Source organism: Methylohalomonas lacus (assembly GCF_024808875.1).
GTDB classification, from domain to species: Bacteria; Pseudomonadota; Gammaproteobacteria; order Methylohalomonadales; family Methylohalomonadaceae; genus Methylohalomonas; species Methylohalomonas lacus.
In genome coordinates, this window is record NZ_JANUCT010000002.1 from 1 (window position 1) to 19,088 (window position 19,088).

The window sequence follows — 19,088 nt, forward strand, 5'->3', positions numbered from 1 at the left end:
GGCCCATCAGCAACTGGAAGCCCGCACTCAATCGCTTTATCATCGAATACGGTGAACGCGTGACACAATATCTTTGAACGGGCACTTACACAGAATTATTTACAGGCTCGATTTCTGGTTCACTGGTTAATTCGTTAACCGGTTAATTGGTCATTGAATTTTGATTTTTCTTTGACACCAAAACAGTGTCGATCACGCTTTTTTCAGTCACCAGTCACCTATTCCTCTTCGAAATCCAGCAATCCCCGGTTGAACAGCGTGCATAGCAATTCGACCGTGGTCTCCGGCAGCTCGTCGATGTCGCTGACATCGAGATCGTCGTTCTCGGCGATCCAGGTGGCGGTCTGGACATCCGTCAACGGATACGCCTCGCCGTTGGCATAGAGTACCGCGCCATCGGCGCTTGTCTGGAACAGGAAACGGGCATCGAGGCTTTGCAGCAGTTCACCCTGTTCGCGGCAGGTCTGCTTGAACTGTTCCAGGTTCCAGGGCGGGTCGCAGGGGACCGGTTGCGGGTCGCTGTCGACACGGGTCAGTTGCCGGCCGAGCCACTGATCGAGGGCAGTGTCGTCGGCCAGGGCCTCGCGCAGCAACGTACGCAGATCGGCGCGCGTGGTATCGTTCAGTTCATGGCTGTAGCCGCCAGTCTGCAGGTCGGGATCGCGGTAGCGGCGGTCGTGGCCGTCGATCAGGCAGTCGTCGGCGAAGGCCGACAGCAGGTCCAGCCGGCTGGGCGCGCGAAAACCGATCGACAGGGTCATGCAGGGTTCCTGCGCGACACCGTGATGGGCCACGCCGGGCGGCAGGTAGAGCATGTCGCCGGGTTCCAGCGTCCAGCGCTCGGTCGGCGTGAATTCCGGCAGGATCTTCAGATCCATGTCCGGTACGAAATCCGTCTCGCTGTAGTCGCGATCGTTGATTTGCCACTCGCGCCGGCCGAGGCCCTGTAGCAGGAATACATCGTATTGATCGATGTGTGCGCCGACGCTGCCGTGTTCCGGGGCAAAACTGATCATCAGATCATCGACGCGCCAGGCGGGAATGAACAGAAACCGCTGCAATAGATCGGCGGCGTCGGGTACATGGCGGTCGACGCGCTGTACCAGCAGCGACCAGTGCGACTGCGGCAGGTTGCCGAACTCGCTTTCGTCGAATGGGCCGTTCAATACCTGCCATGGGTATTCGCCGTCGCGCTCGAGTATCAGCCGCGACTCGACCTCGCGTTCACAGGCCAGGCCGGCGAGTTCGTCCGCCGTGACCGGCGGCTGGAAACCCGGCCAGGCGCCGCGGATCAGCAGCGGCTTTTTCTGCCAGTACTCGCGCAGAAAGGTTTCAATGCTGATGCCGCCGAGCAGGGATTCGGGGTCGGGCCAGTTGTCGTGATTATCGCTGTCGGTCATGTCGGTTCGTTCTCGCAGCGCGGTGGTATTGCGATCTTACGTATTTACCCGTGAGGTGGAGAAGATCGGGATTGGAATTGCCGTTAGATAATGGATTGTTCCAAAGAAAAATGAATCCGCAAATGAACGCAAATTAACGCGAATAGTGAAATAGGCAGGTAATGGCCCGTGTGCGTCAATGTAGAAAATTACTCGCTCATCTGTCTGTTGAGTGAATTCATTAATTTGCGTTGTTCGCGTTCATTTGCGGTTCAAACAGCATGCGTTTTATGCTTGACGGATATCTTTCCCGGCACTACCTCGCTTTCGCCACCGACTGCGCCAGCGTGATGGCGTGGCCGAGATAGTCTTCCGGCCGCAGGTTCAGCAGCTTTTCTTTCGTCGCCTCCGGCAGTTCGAGCTGACGGATGAAATCGTGCAGCACGTCCTTGGTAATCGGCTTGCCGCGCGTCAGTTTCTTCAGCTTCTCGTAGGGTTCCTCGATGCCGTGCCGGCGCATCACGGTCTGTACCGGTTCAGCCAGCACTTCCCAGGCCTCGGACAGATCGCGCGCCAAGACCTGCGGATTGGCCTCGAGCTTGCCCAAGCCCTTTTCGAACGCCTGCCAGGCGATGACGGTATGGGCGAAGCCGACGCCGAGATTGCGCAGTGCGGTCGAGTCGGTCAGATCGCGCTGCCAGCGCGAGATTGGCAGTTTGCCCGCGAGATGATCCAGCGTCGCGTTGGCGATGCCGAGATTGCCCTCGGCGTTCTCGAAGTCGATCGGGTTGACCTTGTGCGGCATGGTCGACGAACCGACCTCGGTATCGACGGCGCGCTGCTTGAAGTAACCCAACGAGATGTAGCCCCAGATGTCGCGCGCGGCGTCCATCACGATGGTGTTGATGCGCATCAGCGCGTGGTTGTACTCGGCGATGCAGTCATGCGGTTCGATCTGCGTGGTCAGCGGATTGAACTGCAGGCCGAGCTTTTCCACCGCTTCCCTGCACACGCCGGGCCAGTCGACTTCCGGGTAGGCGACCGTGTGGGCATTGTAGTTGCCGACCGCGCCGTTCAGCTTGCCGAGCAGGCTGATCTGAGCGAAGACATTGCGTTGCTGCTGCAGCCGGTTGACGAAGATCGCCATCTCCTTGCCCAGCGTCGTCGGCGTCGCTGGCTGGCCGTGGGTGCGCGCCAGCATGCCGGCGTCAGCGTAGCGCAGCGCCAGTTCGCGCAGACCGTCGATCAGTTGGTCCAGCATCGGCAGCAGCACTTCCTCGCGCGCCCGCAGCAGCGCCAGCGAGTAACACAGGTTGTTGATGTCTTCCGAAGTGCAGGCGAAGTGGATGAACTCGGACAGGCTTTTCAGATCGGCGTCGGCCTTGATCTGCTCGCGCAGGTAATACTCGATCGCCTTGACGTCGTGGTTGGTCGTTGCCTCGATCTGCTTGACCTGTTCGGCCGCCTGCACGTCGAAGTTCTCGCCAATGGCGGCGAGGCGTTCGCGCGCGGCGGTGTCCACCTGCGGGATATCGGGAATGGCGTTGCCGGTGAGCGTGTCCAGCCAGGTCAGTTCGACGATCACGCGATGGCGGATGAGGCCGTACTCGCTGAAAATCGGGCGCAGGCTGTCAGCCTTGCCGGCGTAGCGGCCGTCGGCCGGTGACAGGGCGGTGAGTGGTGATAATTCCATGCTTGTTATCCGTCCCGGGTTGGACCCGGAATCCAGTCAGAGAATGCTGCCAGGGTCATGTTGCGAGGCAGCCGGTTATTGTGCAGTGATGCTTAAGGTAACGCGTCAACTTGCCGGTTTACGGCGCCGGGTTCGGCTGGCGGGTATGAATCGCCTCGATTTCCTCCAGCAGCCCGGCGTCCAGCGTGATATTGACGCTGTCTATATTCTGCCGTAACTGGTCCATAGTCGTCGCGCCGATTATCGTGCTGGTCAGAAACGGCCGCGAATTCACGTAGGCCAGCGCCATCTGCGCCGGGCTCAGGCCGTGTTTCTCGGCCAGCGCCACGTAGGCGGCGGTGGCGGCTATGGCCTGCGGATTGGTGTAGCGCTGGAACCGTTCGAACAGCGTCAGCCGCGCGCCGGCTGGTTTCTGATCATTGATGTACTTGCCGCTCAGCACACCGAAACCCAGCGGCGAGTAGGCCAGCAGGCCGGTCTGCTCGCGGTGGGCGATCTCCGCCAGGCCGACCTCGAAGGTGCGGTTGAGCAGGTTGTAGGGATTCTGGATCGACACCAGCCGCGGCAGGTTTTCGCGCTCCGCCAGCCGCAGGTATTCCATCACGCCCCAGGGCGTTTCGTTGGATACGCCGATGTGGCGGATCTTGCCCTTTTGCACCAGCTCGCCGAGCGCACCCAGCGTCTCGGCGATCGGCACACCGTCGTCGGCATCAGTGGGCGTGTAGCCGAGCTTGCCGAAGAAGTTGGTTTTGCGTTCCGGCCAGTGCAGCTGATAAAGGTCGATGTAGTCGGTATTCAGGCGCCTGAGGCTGGCGTCCAGCGCCTGCTCGATATTCTTGCGATCGAGCCGCGGCTGGCCGTCGCGCATGTAGCCGACCCATTCGCCGGGCCCGCAGACCTTGCTGGCCAGCACCAGCTGGTCGCGATCCTTGCGCTGTTTCAGCCACGAACCCAGGTATGCCTCGGTACGGCCCTGGGTCTCTTCCTTCGGCGGCACCGGGTAGATCTCGGCGGCGTCGATGAAATTGATGCCCGCGGCGACGGCGTGGTCGAGCTGTTCGTGCGCCTCCGCCTCGCTGTTCTGTTCGCCCCAGGTCATGGTGCCGAGGCAGATGAGGCTGACATTGAGATTGGTATTGCCCAGGGTACGGTATTGCATGAGTCGTTAACGGTCCTGCGGTTTGGCTGATGAATCGGGTGATGTCGGGTCAATCATGCGCGCCGGCACATGACATGACGGGGCGATGTGCCAGGCGCTTGCAGCGTCGATCTGACAAATCAGGCCAGTCATATTAAAGTGCCAGTCTGACATTACAACCTTGACGGGCCCAACATGCTAGGGCCTGGCCCGGGGGAGAAAAGGAATGGCCGCCACAGCCGAATTCGCCCTGCATGCCTTCATCCTGATCCTGGTGGTCGTCGAGCCGTTCGCGCTCACACCGCTGTTCTCGGCGCTGACGGTAATGGAAACGCCCGAACACCGCCGCCAGACCGCCATCAAGGGCGTGCTCGTCGCCGGCGGTATCCTCGCCGTGTTCACGCTGTTCGGCAGCGGCCTGCTCAGCGTGCTCGGCATCGGTATGCCGGCGTTTCGCATTGCCGGCGGCATTCTGCTGTTTCTCATCGCCATCGATATGCTGTTCGTGCGCAGCTCCGGCCTGCGCATGACCACCGTCACCGAACAGCGCGAGGCCGCCCAGCGCGCCGATATCTCCGTATTCCCGCTCGCCATCCCGCTGATCGCCGGCCCCGGCGCGCTCGCCACTGTCATGCTGCTCAGCCGCCAGGGCGGCGACCACGGCCACTGGATCGTGCTAGCCGTCGTCGCCGTCGTGCTCGTGATTACGTTACTGATGTTTTTCAGTGCGAATCGAATCCAGAAAGTGCTGGGCGAGACCGGCACGAATGTGATCACGCGCCTGATGGGCATTATTCTCGCCGCGCTGGCAATGCAGTTTGTGGTGGATGGTGTGAAGGAGAGTTTTTTTGCTTAATTGTGACAGCAATAAGCGGAGTTGATTAAATACAGACATGAGTTTAAATCATGATTAGGGTTTTAACTTTTGTAGAGCTAATTATTTCAACAATATGGATAGCTAGATATCCAAATTATCCTTCCGCTACCGCATTTCTAGGTTTTTTAATTGCCTTGATTGGTCAGGAGCTTAATGTAAATAAAAAGACTGATGGACTGGAAAAAGACAGAGAACTTTTTAATGATTTTCTGGATGTGTTTCCATCTAATGGCAAATCTGCTTTCTTTCTTAAGGAGCATGATATTGGCGCGCCTTTCCCTGGGGATCATACTCAAGAGCTAGAGCGTTTTCGCTATATGTGGAATAACGCAGAGCACGAATTCTTGAATAATGAATTGGAGGAGGCGAAGAAGAAACTTTGGGAAGACTTGGATGATTTTTTGAAAGAGCTATCTAAAAAACACATATCCTGATAGGGGTGGCTTCCGCACTATGGATATAGATGATGTCGGCGCAGAATAATCTGTGTGGAACAAGAGGAATGAGTTGAACAGCAAAGCAACCGAATTATACAAAAAACATCAGGATTTTATACGTTTGGGCAGAAAAATCTTATACGACAAAAAGAACAGATGTTAAGCGGGTACGAATTTTAAAGCCAAGCCATTATTACACCACCGCTTGCCGGTTGGTTCCGGGCCGTCGTCGAAGACATGGCCCTGGTGGCCGCCGCAGCGGGCGCAGTGGTATTCCGTGCGCGTGACGAACAGCTTGCGATCTACCTTGGTGCCGATGTGTTCGTGTATGACGTCCCAGAAGCTCGGCCAGCCGGTGCGGCTGTCGTATTTCCATTCCGACTTGAACAGGGGCAGTTCGCAGCCGGCGCAGACATAGGTGCCGTCGCGATCCTCGTCGTTCAGCTTGCTGCTGCCGGCGGGCTCGGTACCCTCCTCGCGCAGAATGTGGAATTCCTCTTTGGTTAGTATCTCGCGCCATTCATCCTCGCTGCGCCGGATCTTTTCAAGATCGCCATTGCTGCGGCCATTGTCATGGTTGGCGCGTGCCTCGTAGGAGAGTCGATGCAGTACCAGTGGTGTCAGCGCCACGGCCGAGGCGCCGAGTACGAAATGCCGTCGATTCATTGTCGCTTTGCTCTATGCGGTCGGGATATATCTCGTGAGAGTGCCGGGGCCGTGGATTGGTTCCCTCGGTGATTGATTCGCTTGCGCAAAGGTAGATATCGCTGGTTACTGATCACCAATTACCAGTTACCAACCACACCCCCATCCGTACCTTCCCCCATCAAGGGGGAAGGCAGAAGGTGGCGCTGCGCGCTGTCGGTTGATGCGCTCCTACAGCAAGCCCCCGCTCAGCGCGACTGGCGCATTTCGCGCTGGCGCATGGGCATGGCGTCGATCAGTTCGAACAGCTCGTCCAGGTTGGCGGCCTCGTTCGATTCGAACTTGATGCCGCCGTCCTTGCCGATGAGCAGCAGGCGGAATTCTTCGTCGGCTATGTCGTAGCGATCGCGCAGCTGATTGGCATCGGCGCTGGACAGGTAATAGTCGTCGGCGCTGCCGGTGTTGCGGAAGACGCTGAGCAATACCATGTCGCGACGGTCGAAGCCTTCCTGTCTTGCAGCGACCGCCCGGGTCGTTTCCTGATACGCGGCGTGCTTGTTGTCCGGGCTGAAGACCAGCAACGGCCGTTGCTGGTCCTTGAATTGTTCCAGGCCGAATTCGGCCGCGGCCGGCAGGGCGATGAACAGGAGCAGCAGTGAGGCAATCAGTTTTTTCATTAGCGGCGGAAGAAGAAGTTGATGATGACCGACAGGACCACGCTGACGATGATCGTCGATGTGATGGGAATGAATACCGTGCCGTTCTCACCCTTGATGTGGATGTCGCCCGGCAGCTTGCCGAACCAGTTGATGAGCCATGGCGCGTAGGTCACCGCCAGGCCGGCGATGACCAGGACGAGACCGATGAAGACAAGCAGCTTGCCGATCATTCAGGAACCGAAACCGCCAATGAACGCAAATAACGCAAACAGGTTTGCAGCATCCTGAATGCGGCACTGTCACTGGCGTTCTGCCAGCCGTTCGGTGCCGCTGCAGGAGTCACGTTTTTCGCGTGCATTGGCGGTCCTGATTATTTCGGCTGCTTGACGACGCGCAGGTAGGGCTTGAGCGTGGTCCAGCCCTCGGGGAATTTCTTTTTCGCATCGTCGTCGCTGACCGTCGGCGGAATGATCACGTCGTCACCCGGTTGCCAGTTCACCGGCGTCGCCACGGTGTGCTCGGCGGTGAGCTGGCAGGAGTCGAGCAGCCGCAGGACCTCATCGAAGTTGCGGCCGGTGCTCATCGGGTAGATGATCATGGCCTTCACTTTCTTGTCCGGACCGATGACAAACACGGTGCGTACCGTGGCATTGTCCGCCGGCGTGCGGCCCTCGGCGGAATCGCCGGCGCCAGCCGGCAGCATGCCGTAGAGCTTGGCCACCTGCAGATCCTTGTCGCCGATCATCGGGTAATTCGGTGCCGTGCCCTGGGTTTCCTCGATGTCCTTCGACCACTCGGCATGGTTGTCGACCGGGTCCACCGACAGGCCGATGATCTTGCAGTTGCGCTTGTCGAACTCGGGTTTGAGTTTCGCCATGTAGCCCAGCTCGGTGGTGCATACCGGCGTGAAGTCCTTCGGGTGCGAGAAGATGATGCACCAGCTGTCGCCGATCCAGTCGTGGAAGCGGATCGTGCCTTCAGTGGTTTCGGCCTCGAAATCGGGGGCGGTGTCGCCTATCTGCAAAGCCATGGTCGTTCTCCTGTGTCGATTTTCATTGTATTGCGTGAATTATTGACCTTAATTATACATTCTCTGTCGCGGCAGCCTTAATTCGATCGGGCTATGGGTTATTCGCCTGGCCCATATCGCGCGAGTGACTGATTTCTTGGTGTTTCCATGGCGTGCCGGGTTCCGTCGGTACCCTGCAGCGCGGGCTTGTGATACCTTGGCCCGGCCTGATCGAGATGAGTTCCACCGAGCCGTTACCCATGCAGACCCAGACCGGCCAAACGCTGACTTTGGCGCGTCCCGACGACATGCACCTGCACCTGCGTGACGGGACGGCGCTGGCATCCGTGCTGCCCGACTCGGTGCGCCAGTTCGCCCGCGCGATCATCATGCCCAACCTGAAGCCGCCGGTTGTGACGGTGGCCGACGCCCGCGCCTACCGCGAGCGCATCCTGGCGGCGTTGCCGGCCGGCAGCGACTTCGAGCCGCTGATGACGCTGTACCTGACCGAGAAAACGACAGTCGCCGATATTCGTGAAGCAGCGGCCTGCGATTTCATCCACGCGGTCAAGTACTACCCGGCCGGGGCAACAACCAATGCCGACAGCGGCGTACGTTCCATCGCCAGGGTCTACCCGGTTCTTGAAGCGATGCAGGAAGCCGGATTGCCGTTGCTGATGCACGGCGAGGTCACCGATGCCCATGTCGACATCTTCGACCGCGAGACGGTCTTCATCGAACAGGTACTCAGTCCATTAATGGATGAATTCGCCGGCCTGCGCGTGGTGCTGGAACATATCACCACCGCCGGGGCGGCCGACTTCGTGGCCGGCGGGCCGGCGCGGCTGGCGGCGACGATCACGCCGCAGCACCTGCTGCTGAATCGCAATGCGTTGCTGGTCGGCGGTATCCAGCCGCATCATTATTGTCTGCCGGTGCTCAAGCGCGAGGAAAATCGTGAGGCGTTGGTGGCGCTGGCGACCGGCGACTGCGAGCGCGTTTTCCTCGGCACGGACAGCGCACCGCATGGTCGTCATACGAAGGAAAATGCCTGCGGTTGTGCCGGTATTTATTCAGCGCATACGGCCCTGGAGCTGTATGCGGAAGTTTTTGAAGCGGCCGGTGCCCTGGACCGGCTGCAGGCATTTGCCAGCGAACGCGGCGCCGACTTTTATGGTTTGCCGCGTAATTGTGACACCGTCACCCTGGTGCGCGAACCTTGGCAATTGCCGGAAACCCTGCCGTTCGGTGACGACACCCTGGTGCCATTACGGGCGGCAAGCGAGTTGCAATGGAAACTGAAGACAGCCTGACGCAAGAGAACAACCTGACGCCCGCCGACAACCGCTTTCGCGGCTACCTGCCGGTCGTGGTCGATGTTGAAACCGGCGGTTTCAACTCGAACACGGATGCGCTGCTGGAAATCGCCGCGGTGGTGGTGTCCATGAACGGCGACAGGCAGTGGCGGCCAACGCGTACGATCGCCTATCACGTCAAGCCGTTCACCGGCGCCAACATCGAACAGGCGGCGATCGATTTCAACGGTATCGACCCGTATCATCCGCTGCGCCCGGCGATCCCGGAAAAGGACGCCCTCGGCCGCATCTTCACGGCGGTGCGTACGGCGATGAAGGAAAACAACTGCAAGCGCGCCATCCTTGTCGGCCACAACGCCGCCTTCGATCTCAACTTCCTTAACGCGGCGGTCGAGCGCTGCGGCATCAAGCGCAGTCCGTTTCACCCGTTCAGCACCTTCGACACCGTGTCACTGGCGGGGCTCGTTTACGGCCAGACAGTACTGGCACGCGCGATCGAGGCTGCCGGCATCGAATGGGAAAGCGATCGCGCGCACTCGGCCGCCTACGACGCCGAAAAGACCGCCGAACTGTTCTGCGCCATCGTCAATCAGTGGGATCATAAAGCGTAGATACTCTGTTGCGCGTCAAGTTTTCAGGTGGCACTCACTGAAGAGTTTGGCGCTATCGAACGGCGTATTGTCCCGCAGGCAGGCCCAGAGTCCGGTCAGGTATTTGCGCATGACGGCACACAGGGCCTGTATTTTCTTTTTGCCGCGCTGGATGAGCGATTCATAAAAGGCTTTGGCGCGCGGGTCATGGCGGACGGCGCTCAGTGCCGGCATGAACAGTGCGGCGCGCAGATAGGCATTGCCGGTTTTGGCCAGGCGGCCGGGCTTATGGACGCTGCTGCCGGACTGGTTCAGGCGGACATCAAGACCGGCATGACGGCTGACCTGGGCCGCCTTGAGGTGGTCCGGCAACACTGCCAGTTCAGCCAGCAGGGCAACGGCACTGGCCTGGCCGATGCCTTTGGCGGTGGTCATGACCTGGAACTGCTGCGCCAGCACGGGGCATTCATTGATAAGCTCGCGTGCGGCCTGTTGCAGCCGGTCGATGCGCTGGTCGAGTGCGTCGATGGCCTGCTGTTCGTCGTCGATGAGCAGTTGCGGGGTCATCTGTTTGGCGGTCAGCGCATGCAGGCGGTTTTTGGCCTGGGTGCGGGCGCCGGTCAGGCGGTTGATTTGGCGACCGATATCGCGCAGCGCCAGGTGGGTAGCCTCGGGCGGCGTCCAAAGCGGCGGCGTCATGCGCGCGCCGTACTCGGCCAGCAGCGCGGCATCGACCGGGTCGGTCTTGCTGCCGGTGAGCTTGAGCTGGGCGAAGTGGCGGAAGCTCTTCGGATTGATGACCGACACCGGCAAACCCGCCTCGGCCAGAGCCACGGCGAGGTCGAGATAATAGATGCCGGTGGCTTCGACAACGATATGGGTCGGCCTGAGCGCCTGCAGTTGCTGAACCACTTGGGCCTGGTCGGCGGGCGTTTGGGCGAACGTCTGCGCCGGCTGGTTACGGCCGTTGTCGCGGCAGACGAGGTCAAAGGAACGGGCCGCGATATCGATACCGACAGAAACGGTCATGGGCTTTATCTCCGGTGAAAGATTGCGTAACAATAGCTACCGGTTCCCCGACCTCGTACTTGATGCGGCCTCGACCTTGCCATGCGAAGTCCCGTCCAACGGGCTTCCGGATACTCTTCGAGGTTGGCAATGAGGCGGGGAGCCACTCTACGGAACGAGATCAGGCCAAGCCTGTCTCCAGGAGCGAACGGCTTCCCCGATAACTGATAAAACTCTAGCAGCAGCATGGCCGGTAACATACAAGGAGCGACGACCCCGCCGCGAAGATTTCTGGTTAACTGGTTAATTGGTAACTGGTGATTGGCAAGGCCGGCTCCTGCGGGCGCGAATCAACTAACAGCGCGTAGCGCCACCTTCTTCCTTCCCCCTTGACGGGGGAAGGTACGGATGGGGTGTGGTTGGCGACTGGTGATTCGTAATTAGTGGTTGGCAAGGCCTAACACCTGTGGAGCGGATTATAATCCGCGAACCATCAGTGCATGTTTCGCCGAATAAATTCGGGTCCTACGGATGTGGTTAACTGGTTATTGGTATCGAATTTATCCTTGATACTGAAACAACGCCGGTCACGCTATTTTCAATCACCCATCACCAGTCAAGATACGGCCCGGGGTCGGACCTCCTACGACTGGTTGATCTTCAGCCGCCAGTCCTCCGCCAGCGTGATCAGTTGCTCCTGGTCGATCGTTGTCAGCTCCGAATCACGCAGCAACTGTTTGCCCGCGATCCAGACGTCGCTGACCTGCTGGCGGCTGGCGGCATAGATCAGCTGCGAGACCGGATCGTAGACCGGCTGTGTTGCCGGTTGCATGAGATCGACTGCGACGATGTCGGCGGCCTTGCCGATTTCCAGCGAGCCGATGTCAGCATCAAGCCCTAATGCCTTGGCGCCGTTAATCGTTGCCATGCGCAGTGTCTGCCAGGCGGGCACGGCGCTGGGATCATTGGCTATCGCCTTGCCGATCTGGGCAGCGGTGCGCGCTTCACCGAGCATGTCGAGGTCGTTGTTGCTGGCGGCGCCGTCGGTACCCAGGGCGACGTTGACGCCGCGTGCCAGTAACGTATCTACCGGGCAGAAGCCGCTGGCCAGTTTGAGATTGGATTCCGGGCAGTGGACGACATGCACACCGTAGCCGGCGACGAGATCCATCTCGGCCTCGTCCAGCTGGGTCATGTGTACGGCCAGCAGGCGCTCGTTGAGCAGGTTCATGGCCGACAGCTTGCCCAGCGGCCGCTGACCGTGCTGTTCCATCGCCTGGTCGACCTCGAACGCGGTTTCGTGCACGTGCATGTGGATCTGCAGGTTCAGTTCCTCGGCGTACGTGGCAAGCTGGCGCATCGGTTGGTCCGACACCGTGTACGGTGCATGTGGCGCGAACGAGCAGCTGATCAGCGGGTCGTTGCGGAAGCGATCGTTCACCTCCAGACCCTTATGGATATATTCGCCCGCGTTCTGCGCCCACGGTGTCGGGAAGTCGATGACGATCAGACCGACGTTGGCGCGCATGCCGATGGCGCTGGCGACTTCGGCGGCATGGTCGGGAAAAAAGTACATGTCATTGAAGCAGGTGGTGCCGCCACGCAGCATTTCCGCGATTGCCAGGCGCGTACCGTCCTCGACGAAGCCCGGTGCCACCCACTGCTGTTCCGCCGGCCAGATGTGATCCTGCAGCCAGGTCATCAGCGGCAGATCATCGGCCATGCCGCGGAACAGGGTCATGGCGGCGTGGGTATGGGTGTTGACCAGGCCCGGGATGAGGACATGATCGCCGAGTTCGTGCGTTTCGCCGGCACTGTAGCGTTCCAGCGCCGCGTCGGTCGGCAGGATGTCGACGATGCGGCCGGCGTTGATGGCGATGGCGGACTTTTCCAGCACCGTATTTTCGGGCTCGACCGGCACAATCCAGCGCGCGGTCACGAGGGTGTCAATCTGGGTGGCCATAGTTTTGGTAAAATACCGGCGTGCAAATGGGTTGTTGTTCTTGCCCGGCATTGTAACAGCAGGCCAACAGGCCCGCGCCACACCGGTTGCGCCGGTTTTTTATCGAGGATGTCATGAGTTCACTGCCGCAGACTGACGGGTTACCCGACACCATCCGCGCCATCGTCTGGGACGATGATCGGCTGCAGCTGCTCGATCAGCGCCAGCTGCCCGGACAAAGCGTCTGGTTGACGCTCGACGACGCGCCGGCCGTGGCCCGGGCCATACACGACATGGTCGTGCGCGGCGCCCCGGCGATCGGCATTGCGGCCGCCTACGGTGTGGTACTGGCAGCGCGCGCGGCGTATCGCGACGCCGGGCCCGACTGGCGCGCCGCGATCGAGCCGGATCTCACCACGCTGGCGGCGGCGCGGCCGACGGCGATCAATCTCAACTGGGCGCTGGCACGCATGCGCGCGGCTTTCACCGCCAGTGACGGCGATCCGGAACCGCAGCTGCTGCAGTTGGCCGCCGCCATCCAGCACGAGGATATTGCCGCCAACCGCCATATGGGGGCGCTGGGCGCCGACCTGATCGACCATGATAGGCGTAATGGCGGTGCCGTGCTGACCCACTGTAATACCGGTTCGCTGGCGACCGGCGGCTTCGGCACCGCGCTGGGCGTGGTACGTACCCTTTACGGCCGCAACAGCATCGAGCGGGTCTACGCCACCGAAACCCGGCCGTGGCTGCAGGGCGCCCGCCTGACCGCCTGGGAACTGCAGCAGGACCGCATCCCGGCAACTCTGATCGCCGACAGCGCCGCCGCTGCGCTGCTGGCGCAGGGCGGCGTGCACTGGGTCATCGTCGGTGCCGACCGGGTGGCCGCCAACGGCGACGTTGCCAACAAGATCGGCACCTACGCGCTGGCGCTGGCGGCACGCCGGCATGACGTCGGCTTCATGGTGGTGGCGCCGACCAGCACCATCGATACGGCGACGGCCAGCGGCGCCGACATCCCGATCGAGGATCGCGGCGCCGCCGAACTGCTCAGCTATGGCGGCCATACCCCGGGCGTTGCCGACATGCCGGCCTGGAACCCGGTATTCGACGTTACCCCGGCCGAACTGGTCGACGCGCTGGTGACCGAGAAGGGCGTGCTGACCGCTCCGGACAGCGCCGCCATCGACGGTCTCATGCGCGCCTGAACGGTGCCGCCGGAGGTCTGCCGCCGGGCCGTCGCCACGGCCTGGAATGATTGCCTTAAATAGGCACTTCAGCGGTGCAATTGTGGTAGAATTGCGAACTTTTATGACGGTCCCCAACCATCCTTGCCGAGCCGAAAATAACGGCCTGCAAAGGACCGTTATCGATCCAAGCTTCCTGGTACTTTGACTGATAACTGAACATGGCCGAATCCGATATCGCGCGTAGCGTTTCCCCCGTCAATATCGAAGACGAAATGCGGCAGTCCTACATGGACTACGCCATGAGCGTGATCGTTGGCCGGGCCTTGCCGGACGTACGCGACGGCCTCAAGCCGGTGCACCGGCGCGTGCTCTACGCCATGCACGAGGCCGGCAACGACTGGAACAAACCGTACCGCAAGTCGGCGCGCGTCGTCGGTGACGTCATCGGTAAATACCACCCGCACGGCGACTCGGCCGTCTACGACACCATCGTGCGCATGGCGCAGCCATTTTCGCTGCGTTACGTGCTGGTCGATGGCCAGGGCAACTTCGGTTCGGTCGACGGCGACGCGCCGGCAGCCATGCGTTACACCGAGGTGCGCATGGCGCGGATTGCCCATGAGATGCTCGCCGACATCGATAAGGAAACCGTCGATTTCGTGCCCAACTACGACGGCAGCGAAAGCGAGCCGTCCGTTCTGCCCGCGCGGATTCCCAATCTGCTGGTCAACGGCAGTTCCGGCATTGCCGTCGGCATGGCGACCAACATTCCGCCGCACAACCTCAACGAGGTGCTGCGCGCCTGCATCCAGCTGATTGACGATCCGGCGACGCCGATCGAGATGCTGATGAAACTGGTGCCGGGCCCGGATTTCCCGACTGCCGGAATCATCAACGGCACCAGCGGCATCCACGAGGCCTACCTGACCGGTCGCGGCCGCGTGGTCATGCGCGCACGCACGACCATCGAGGAGGATGCCGACAGCGGCGCCGCGCGTATTGTCGTCAGTGAGCTGCCGTACCAGGTCAACAAGGCGCGGCTGCTGGAAAAGATCGCCGAACTGGTCAAGGACAAGAAGCTCAGCGGTATCCGCGAGCTGCGCGACGAGTCCGACAAGGAAGGCATGCGCATGGTCGTCGAGCTCAAGCGCGGCGAGAACGCGGATGTCATCCTGAACAATCTGTACAAGCACACCGCCATGCAGAGCGTATTCGGCATGAACATGGTGGCGCTGGAAGATGGCCAGCCGCGGCTGCTGAACCTCAAGCAGCTGCTCGAGGCGTTCATCCGTCATCGCCGCGAGGTGGTGACCCGGCGCACCGTCTACGAGCTGCGCAAGGCGCGCCAGCGCGCCCACGTGCTGGAAGGCCTGGCGGTGGCGCTGGCCAACATCGACGAGGTCATCGAGCGCATCAAGAACTCGCCGACCCCGGCGGAGGCCAAGACCGCGCTGCTGGAGCCGATCTGGAATTCCGGCATGGTCAGCGAGATGCTCGGCCGCGCCGGCGCCGCGGCGTCGAAGCCGGACGACCTGCCGCCGGAGATCGGCCTGCAGGACAACGGCTACCAGCTGTCCGACGCGCAGGCGCAGGCGATCCTGGATCTCAAGCTGCAGCGGTTGACCGGCCTGGAACAGGACAAGATTCTGAAGGAGTACGGCGAGCTGCTCGATACCATTGCCGAGCTGCTCGACATCCTCGCGCGCCCGGCGCGGCTGATGGAAGTCATCCGCAATGAACTCAGCGAACTCAGCGAACGCTTCGGCGACGCGCGCCGTACTGAGATCCAGGAAGACGCCTCGGATCTCAGTATCGAGGACCTGATCACCGACGAGGATGTCGTCGTCACCCTGTCGCATGCCGGCTACGCCAAGCGCCAGCCGATCTCGGACTACCGCTCGCAGCGGCGTGGCGGCCGCGGCAAGTCGGCAACGACGATGAAGGACGAGGATTTCATCGACAAGGTGTTCATCGCCAGCACCCATGACACGGTGCTGTGCTTCTCCAGTCGCGGCAAACTGTACTGGCTCAAGGTATACGAACTGCCGCAGGCGACGCGCACGGCGCGCGGCAAACCGATCGTCAACCTGTTGCCGCTGGACGAGGGTGAACGCATCAACACGCTGTTGCCGGTGCGTGAGTACAGCGACGACAAGTTCGTGTTCATGGCTACCGCCGACGGTACGGTCAAGAAGACGCCGCTGACGGCGTTCTCGCGGCCGCGGCCGTCCGGCATCATCGCCATCGACCTGGCCGAGGACAACTGGCTCATCGGTGTCGAGCTGACCGACGGCAAGCAGGACGTCATGCTGTTCAGCAATGCCGGCAAGGCGGTGCGCTTCAACGAGCAGACCGTGCGCGCCATGGGGCGTACCGCGCGCGGCGTGCGCGGCATCGGCCTGGCCGCCGACCAGCGCGTCATCTCGCTGCTGGTACCGTCACCGGGCTGCTCGGTACTGACGGCGACCATGCACGGCTACGGCAAGCGCACCGATACCGACGACTACCCGGCCAAGGGCCGCGGCACCCAGGGCGTGATCTCGATCAAGACCAGCGAGCGCAACGGCGAGGTCGTCGGTGCCATCTGTGTCGCCGAAGATGACGAGGTCATGCTGATCAGCGATCGCGGTACCCTGATCCGCACGCCGGTGCGCGACGTGTCGGTGCTGAGCCGCAATACCCAGGGCGTGCGCCTGGTCAGCCTGAGCGAGGGTGAACGCCTCGCCGGCCTGCAGCGCATTACGCCGGAAGAGGAAGCGATCGAGGCCGTGCCGGCGGCGGACAATACCACGGAACAAGCAGAAAGCGACGAGGATAGTGAGCGTGAATAGTGTGCTGAAGGAAGTGACGAACGAAGCAAGAACGAACGGCCCGGGACCGGGCCGTGCCTGGAATTTCAGCGCAGGGCCGGCGATGCTGCCGCAGGCGGTCATGGAGCAGGCGCAGGCGGAACTGCTGGACTGGCAGGGCACCGGCATCTCGGTACTGGAAATGGGCCACCGCACGCCCGAATTCCTGCAGATCGCGCAGCAGGCCGAGGCCGATCTGCGCCATCTGCTCGACATCTCCGACGATTACCACGTCCTGTTCCTGCAGGGCGGCGGCACCGGTCAGTTCGGCATGGTGCCGCTCAACCTGCTGGGTGACAGCGGCAAAAGCGCCGACTACCTGATCACCGGCCACTGGTCGCAGCTGGCGCACAAGGAAGCGGTGCGTATTGCCCGGGCGCGCGTGGCCGCCGACGGCGCGACGACGAACTACTGCAAAATTCCGGATCGCGCCGACTGGCAGCTGGACCCGGACGCCGCGTACGTTTACTACTGTGCCAATGAGACCCTGCTCGGGGTCGAATTCCACGACACGCCGGATACCGGCGATGTGCCGCTGGTGGCCGACATGACCTCGAACCTGCTGGCGCGGCCGCTGGACGTGTCGCGTTTCGGCGTGGTGTTCGCCGGCATGCAGAAGAACATCGGCCCGACCGGCATGGCCGTGGTCATCGTCCGCAAGGACTTGGCCGGTAACGCCCGCAGCAACATGCCGAGCCTCGAAGACTATGCCCTGCAGGCCAAGGCCGGCTCGATGCTGAACACGCCGCCGACGTTCACCTGGTACATGGCGGGGCTGAATTTCCGCTGGCTGCTCGACAACGGCGGCCTGGAAGCGATGGCCGCGGCCAACCGCCGCAAGGCGGACAAGCTGTACCGTTTCATCGATGCCAGTAGCCTCTACTACAACGAGATCGACCCGGCCTGCCGTTCCGACATGAACGTTCATTTCCGCCTGCGCGACGAATCGCTGCAGCAGGGGGTGCTGGAAGCGGCCGGTGCTGCGGGCCTCAAGGCGCTGGCCGGTCATCGCGTCACCGGCGGTCTGCGCGCCAGCCTGTACAACGCCATGCCGGAAGCCGGTGTCGATGCATTGATCGATTTTCTGGGTGAATTCGAGCGTCGTCACGGCTAGGCTGGACGAACGCTGCCAGCCGGCTCCGGCCGGCTGGCCTGGCATCGTTTGCGGGTTCATTGATTTAATGCCTGGGGGCCGCGGGCCGTCATGTCGAAAAAAACGTCCACGAATAACAAACTGACCGAGCTGCGCGCCGACATCGACGCTGTCGATACCCAGCTGCTGGAGTTGATCAGCGAGCGTGCGCGCCTGGCGCAGGCGGTCGCGCACGTCAAGAACAGTGATGGTTCCGGCAACGGTTTCTACCGACCGGAGCGCGAGGCACAGATCCTGCGCCGGGTCATGGCGGACAATGGTGGTCCTTTGCCGCAGGAGGAAATGGCGCGGCTGTTCCGCGAGATCATGTCGGCCTGCCTGGCACTCGAACAGCCACTGAAGATCGCCTACCTCGGTCCGGAAGGCACGTTCACGCAGCTGGCCGCGCTCAAGCACTTCGGTCACTCGGTACATACCGAGACGCTCGGCAGTATCGACCAGGTGTTCCGTGAGGTCGAGGCCGGTGCCTGCCATTACGGCGTGGTACCGATCGAGAACTCGATCGAGGGCGTGGTCAATCACACGCTGGATATGTTGATCGATTCACCGCTGAAGATCAGTGGTGAAGTGGAGCTGCGCATTCATCATCACCTGCTTGGCAATGCGGCGGATCGCGCGCAGGTAAAGCGCGTCTACTCGCATCAGCAGTCGCTGGCGCAGTGCCGCCGCTGGCTGGACGAGAATCTGTTGGATGCCGAACGTGTGGCCGTCAGCAGCAATGCCGAGGCGGCCCGTCGTGTCGCCGCGGAGCCGGACAGCGCTGCCATTGCCGGCGAGGCTGCGGCCGAGATCTATGAACTCGGTTACCTGGCGCGCAATATCGAGGATCATCCGGACAACACGACGCGTTTTCTCGTCATCGGCCGTCACAGTACACCGCCGTCCGGTGACGACAAGACTTCGCTGCTGGTCTCCGGGCCGAACCGTTCCGGTCTGCTGTTCGATCTGATCAAGCCGCTGGCCGGCAACGGCATCAACATGACGCGGCTGGAGTCACGGCCATCGCGCCAGGGACTGTGGGATTACGTGTTCTTTATCGACATTCTCGGCCATGCCGAGGATCCGGCGGTTGCCAGTGCCATGCGGGATCTTGGCGAAAAGGCCGGCGTGCTGAAACTGCTGGGTTCATACCCGCGCGCCGTGCTGTAAGCGTATCTCGTCGTCCGTATCTCGTATTTCGGCATAAACTCAGCAGCCCGGTTC

At 61.4% G+C, this 19,088-nt stretch carries 17 protein-coding genes; 8 read left to right on the plus strand and 9 right to left on the minus strand.

Annotated elements, in window-relative coordinates; all coding sequences use genetic code 11:
- Positions 1-218: 218 nt before the first annotated feature.
- The 3 genes from J2T55_RS01290 to J2T55_RS01300 form a co-directional block, all read right to left on the minus strand.
- A complete protein-coding gene (locus tag J2T55_RS01290; RefSeq protein ID WP_259053756.1) occupies positions 219-1,400 on the minus strand; it encodes a cupin domain-containing protein in 1,182 nt (393 codons plus the stop codon).
- A 295-nt stretch (positions 1,401-1,695) separates the two neighbouring features.
- Positions 1,696-3,072, minus strand: coding sequence for an adenylosuccinate lyase (purB, locus tag J2T55_RS01295; protein WP_259053758.1), 1,377 nt, complete (start codon positions 3,070-3,072; stop codon positions 1,696-1,698).
- A 118-nt stretch (positions 3,073-3,190) separates the two neighbouring features.
- Entirely contained in the window at positions 3,191-4,231 is a 1,041-nt protein-coding gene (locus J2T55_RS01300; protein WP_259053760.1) for an NADP(H)-dependent aldo-keto reductase, read from the minus strand.
- Between the two features lie 205 nt (positions 4,232-4,436).
- On the opposite strand from J2T55_RS01300, the gene J2T55_RS01305 reads away from it, so the two are divergent.
- Both J2T55_RS01305 and J2T55_RS01310 read left to right on the plus strand, forming a co-directional pair.
- Entirely contained in the window at positions 4,437-5,066 is a 630-nt protein-coding gene (locus J2T55_RS01305) for a MarC family protein (RefSeq protein ID WP_259053762.1), read from the plus strand.
- A 50-nt stretch (positions 5,067-5,116) separates the two neighbouring features.
- Complete coding sequence (locus tag J2T55_RS01310) at positions 5,117-5,521, plus strand: hypothetical protein (RefSeq protein WP_259053764.1); 405 nt, start codon at positions 5,117-5,119, stop codon at positions 5,519-5,521.
- 162 nt (positions 5,522-5,683) lie between these two features.
- Here the strand turns inward: J2T55_RS01310 and msrB are convergent, their stop codons facing one another.
- The 4 genes from msrB to J2T55_RS01330 form a co-directional block, all read right to left on the minus strand.
- Positions 5,684-6,190, minus strand: a complete 507-nt coding sequence (gene msrB / locus J2T55_RS01315; protein WP_259053766.1) for a peptide-methionine (R)-S-oxide reductase MsrB — start codon at positions 6,188-6,190, stop codon at positions 5,684-5,686.
- Between the two features lie 227 nt (positions 6,191-6,417).
- The gene (locus J2T55_RS01320) at positions 6,418-6,846 is read right to left on the minus strand and encodes a DUF4174 domain-containing protein (RefSeq protein ID WP_259053767.1); all 429 of its coding nucleotides are present in this window, start codon (positions 6,844-6,846) and stop codon (positions 6,418-6,420) included.
- Positions 6,846-7,058, minus strand: coding sequence for a DUF2905 domain-containing protein (locus J2T55_RS01325; protein WP_259053769.1), 213 nt, complete (start codon positions 7,056-7,058; stop codon positions 6,846-6,848). Before J2T55_RS01325 ends, J2T55_RS01320 begins: the two co-directional genes overlap by 1 nt.
- A 140-nt stretch (positions 7,059-7,198) precedes the next feature.
- On the minus strand, positions 7,199-7,858 hold the full coding sequence (locus J2T55_RS01330) for a peroxiredoxin (RefSeq protein ID WP_259053771.1): 660 nt from the start codon (positions 7,856-7,858) through the stop codon (positions 7,199-7,201).
- Positions 7,859-8,097: 239 nt separating this feature from the next.
- Here J2T55_RS01330 and pyrC point away from each other — a divergent pair, with 239 nt between their 5' ends.
- Positions 8,098-9,150, plus strand: coding sequence for a dihydroorotase (gene pyrC, locus J2T55_RS01335; protein ID WP_259053980.1), 1,053 nt, complete (start codon positions 8,098-8,100; stop codon positions 9,148-9,150).
- Positions 9,129-9,764: a ribonuclease T gene (gene rnt, locus J2T55_RS01340; protein WP_259053772.1), complete on the plus strand. Its 636-nt coding sequence runs from the start codon at positions 9,129-9,131 to the stop codon at positions 9,762-9,764. The genes pyrC and rnt overlap by 22 nt, the downstream gene beginning before the upstream one ends.
- A gap of 15 nt (positions 9,765-9,779) precedes the next feature.
- On the opposite strand, the gene J2T55_RS01345 is transcribed toward rnt, so the two are convergent.
- The gene (locus J2T55_RS01345) at positions 9,780-10,772 is read right to left on the minus strand and encodes an IS110 family RNA-guided transposase (RefSeq protein WP_259053775.1); all 993 of its coding nucleotides are present in this window, start codon (positions 10,770-10,772) and stop codon (positions 9,780-9,782) included.
- A 622-nt stretch (positions 10,773-11,394) separates the two neighbouring features.
- The gene (locus tag J2T55_RS01350) at positions 11,395-12,714 is read right to left on the minus strand and encodes a TRZ/ATZ family hydrolase (RefSeq protein WP_259053778.1); all 1,320 of its coding nucleotides are present in this window, start codon (positions 12,712-12,714) and stop codon (positions 11,395-11,397) included.
- A gap of 113 nt (positions 12,715-12,827) precedes the next feature.
- Between J2T55_RS01350 and mtnA the strand changes: the two genes are divergently transcribed.
- The 4 genes from mtnA to pheA all read left to right on the plus strand — a co-directional run bounded on the left by mtnA (position 12,828) and on the right by pheA (position 19,034).
- On the plus strand, positions 12,828-13,901 hold the full coding sequence (gene mtnA, locus J2T55_RS01355; RefSeq protein ID WP_259053783.1) for an S-methyl-5-thioribose-1-phosphate isomerase: 1,074 nt from the start codon (positions 12,828-12,830) through the stop codon (positions 13,899-13,901).
- 200 nt (positions 13,902-14,101) lie between these two features.
- A complete protein-coding gene (gyrA, locus tag J2T55_RS01360) occupies positions 14,102-16,714 on the plus strand; it encodes a DNA gyrase subunit A (protein WP_259053784.1) in 2,613 nt (870 codons plus the stop codon).
- Between the two features lies 1 nt (position 16,715).
- The gene (serC, locus tag J2T55_RS01365; RefSeq protein WP_259053981.1) at positions 16,716-17,846 is read left to right on the plus strand and encodes a 3-phosphoserine/phosphohydroxythreonine transaminase; all 1,131 of its coding nucleotides are present in this window, start codon (positions 16,716-16,718) and stop codon (positions 17,844-17,846) included.
- A 90-nt stretch (positions 17,847-17,936) separates the two neighbouring features.
- The gene (gene pheA / locus J2T55_RS01370) at positions 17,937-19,034 is read left to right on the plus strand and encodes a prephenate dehydratase (protein WP_259053786.1); all 1,098 of its coding nucleotides are present in this window, start codon (positions 17,937-17,939) and stop codon (positions 19,032-19,034) included.
- The last annotated feature ends 54 nt before the right edge of the window (positions 19,035-19,088 follow it).

Excerpts from the sequence above, each read along its gene's own strand:
- J2T55_RS01290 (WP_259053756.1), bottom strand. The coding sequence starts at position 1,400 with ATGACCGACAGCGATAATCACGACAACTGGCCCGACCCCGAATCCCTG.
- purB (WP_259053758.1), bottom strand. The coding sequence starts at position 3,072 with ATGGAATTATCACCACTCACCGCCCTGTCACCGGCCGACGGCCGCTAC.
- J2T55_RS01300 (WP_259053760.1), bottom strand. The coding sequence starts at position 4,231 with ATGCAATACCGTACCCTGGGCAATACCAATCTCAATGTCAGCCTCATC.
- J2T55_RS01305 (WP_259053762.1), top strand. The coding sequence starts at position 4,437 with ATGGCCGCCACAGCCGAATTCGCCCTGCATGCCTTCATCCTGATCCTG.
- J2T55_RS01310 (WP_259053764.1), top strand. The coding sequence starts at position 5,117 with ATGATTAGGGTTTTAACTTTTGTAGAGCTAATTATTTCAACAATATGG.
- msrB (WP_259053766.1), bottom strand. The coding sequence starts at position 6,190 with ATGAATCGACGGCATTTCGTACTCGGCGCCTCGGCCGTGGCGCTGACA.
- J2T55_RS01320 (WP_259053767.1), bottom strand. The coding sequence starts at position 6,846 with ATGAAAAAACTGATTGCCTCACTGCTGCTCCTGTTCATCGCCCTGCCG.
- J2T55_RS01325 (WP_259053769.1), bottom strand. The coding sequence starts at position 7,058 with ATGATCGGCAAGCTGCTTGTCTTCATCGGTCTCGTCCTGGTCATCGCC.
- J2T55_RS01330 (WP_259053771.1), bottom strand. The coding sequence starts at position 7,858 with ATGGCTTTGCAGATAGGCGACACCGCCCCCGATTTCGAGGCCGAAACC.
- pyrC (WP_259053980.1), top strand. The coding sequence starts at position 8,098 with ATGCAGACCCAGACCGGCCAAACGCTGACTTTGGCGCGTCCCGACGAC.
- rnt (WP_259053772.1), top strand. The coding sequence starts at position 9,129 with ATGGAAACTGAAGACAGCCTGACGCAAGAGAACAACCTGACGCCCGCC.
- J2T55_RS01345 (WP_259053775.1), bottom strand. The coding sequence starts at position 10,772 with ATGACCGTTTCTGTCGGTATCGATATCGCGGCCCGTTCCTTTGACCTC.
- J2T55_RS01350 (WP_259053778.1), bottom strand. The coding sequence starts at position 12,714 with ATGGCCACCCAGATTGACACCCTCGTGACCGCGCGCTGGATTGTGCCG.
- mtnA (WP_259053783.1), top strand. The coding sequence starts at position 12,828 with ATGAGTTCACTGCCGCAGACTGACGGGTTACCCGACACCATCCGCGCC.
- gyrA (WP_259053784.1), top strand. The coding sequence starts at position 14,102 with ATGGCCGAATCCGATATCGCGCGTAGCGTTTCCCCCGTCAATATCGAA.
- pheA (WP_259053786.1), top strand. The coding sequence starts at position 17,937 with ATGTCGAAAAAAACGTCCACGAATAACAAACTGACCGAGCTGCGCGCC.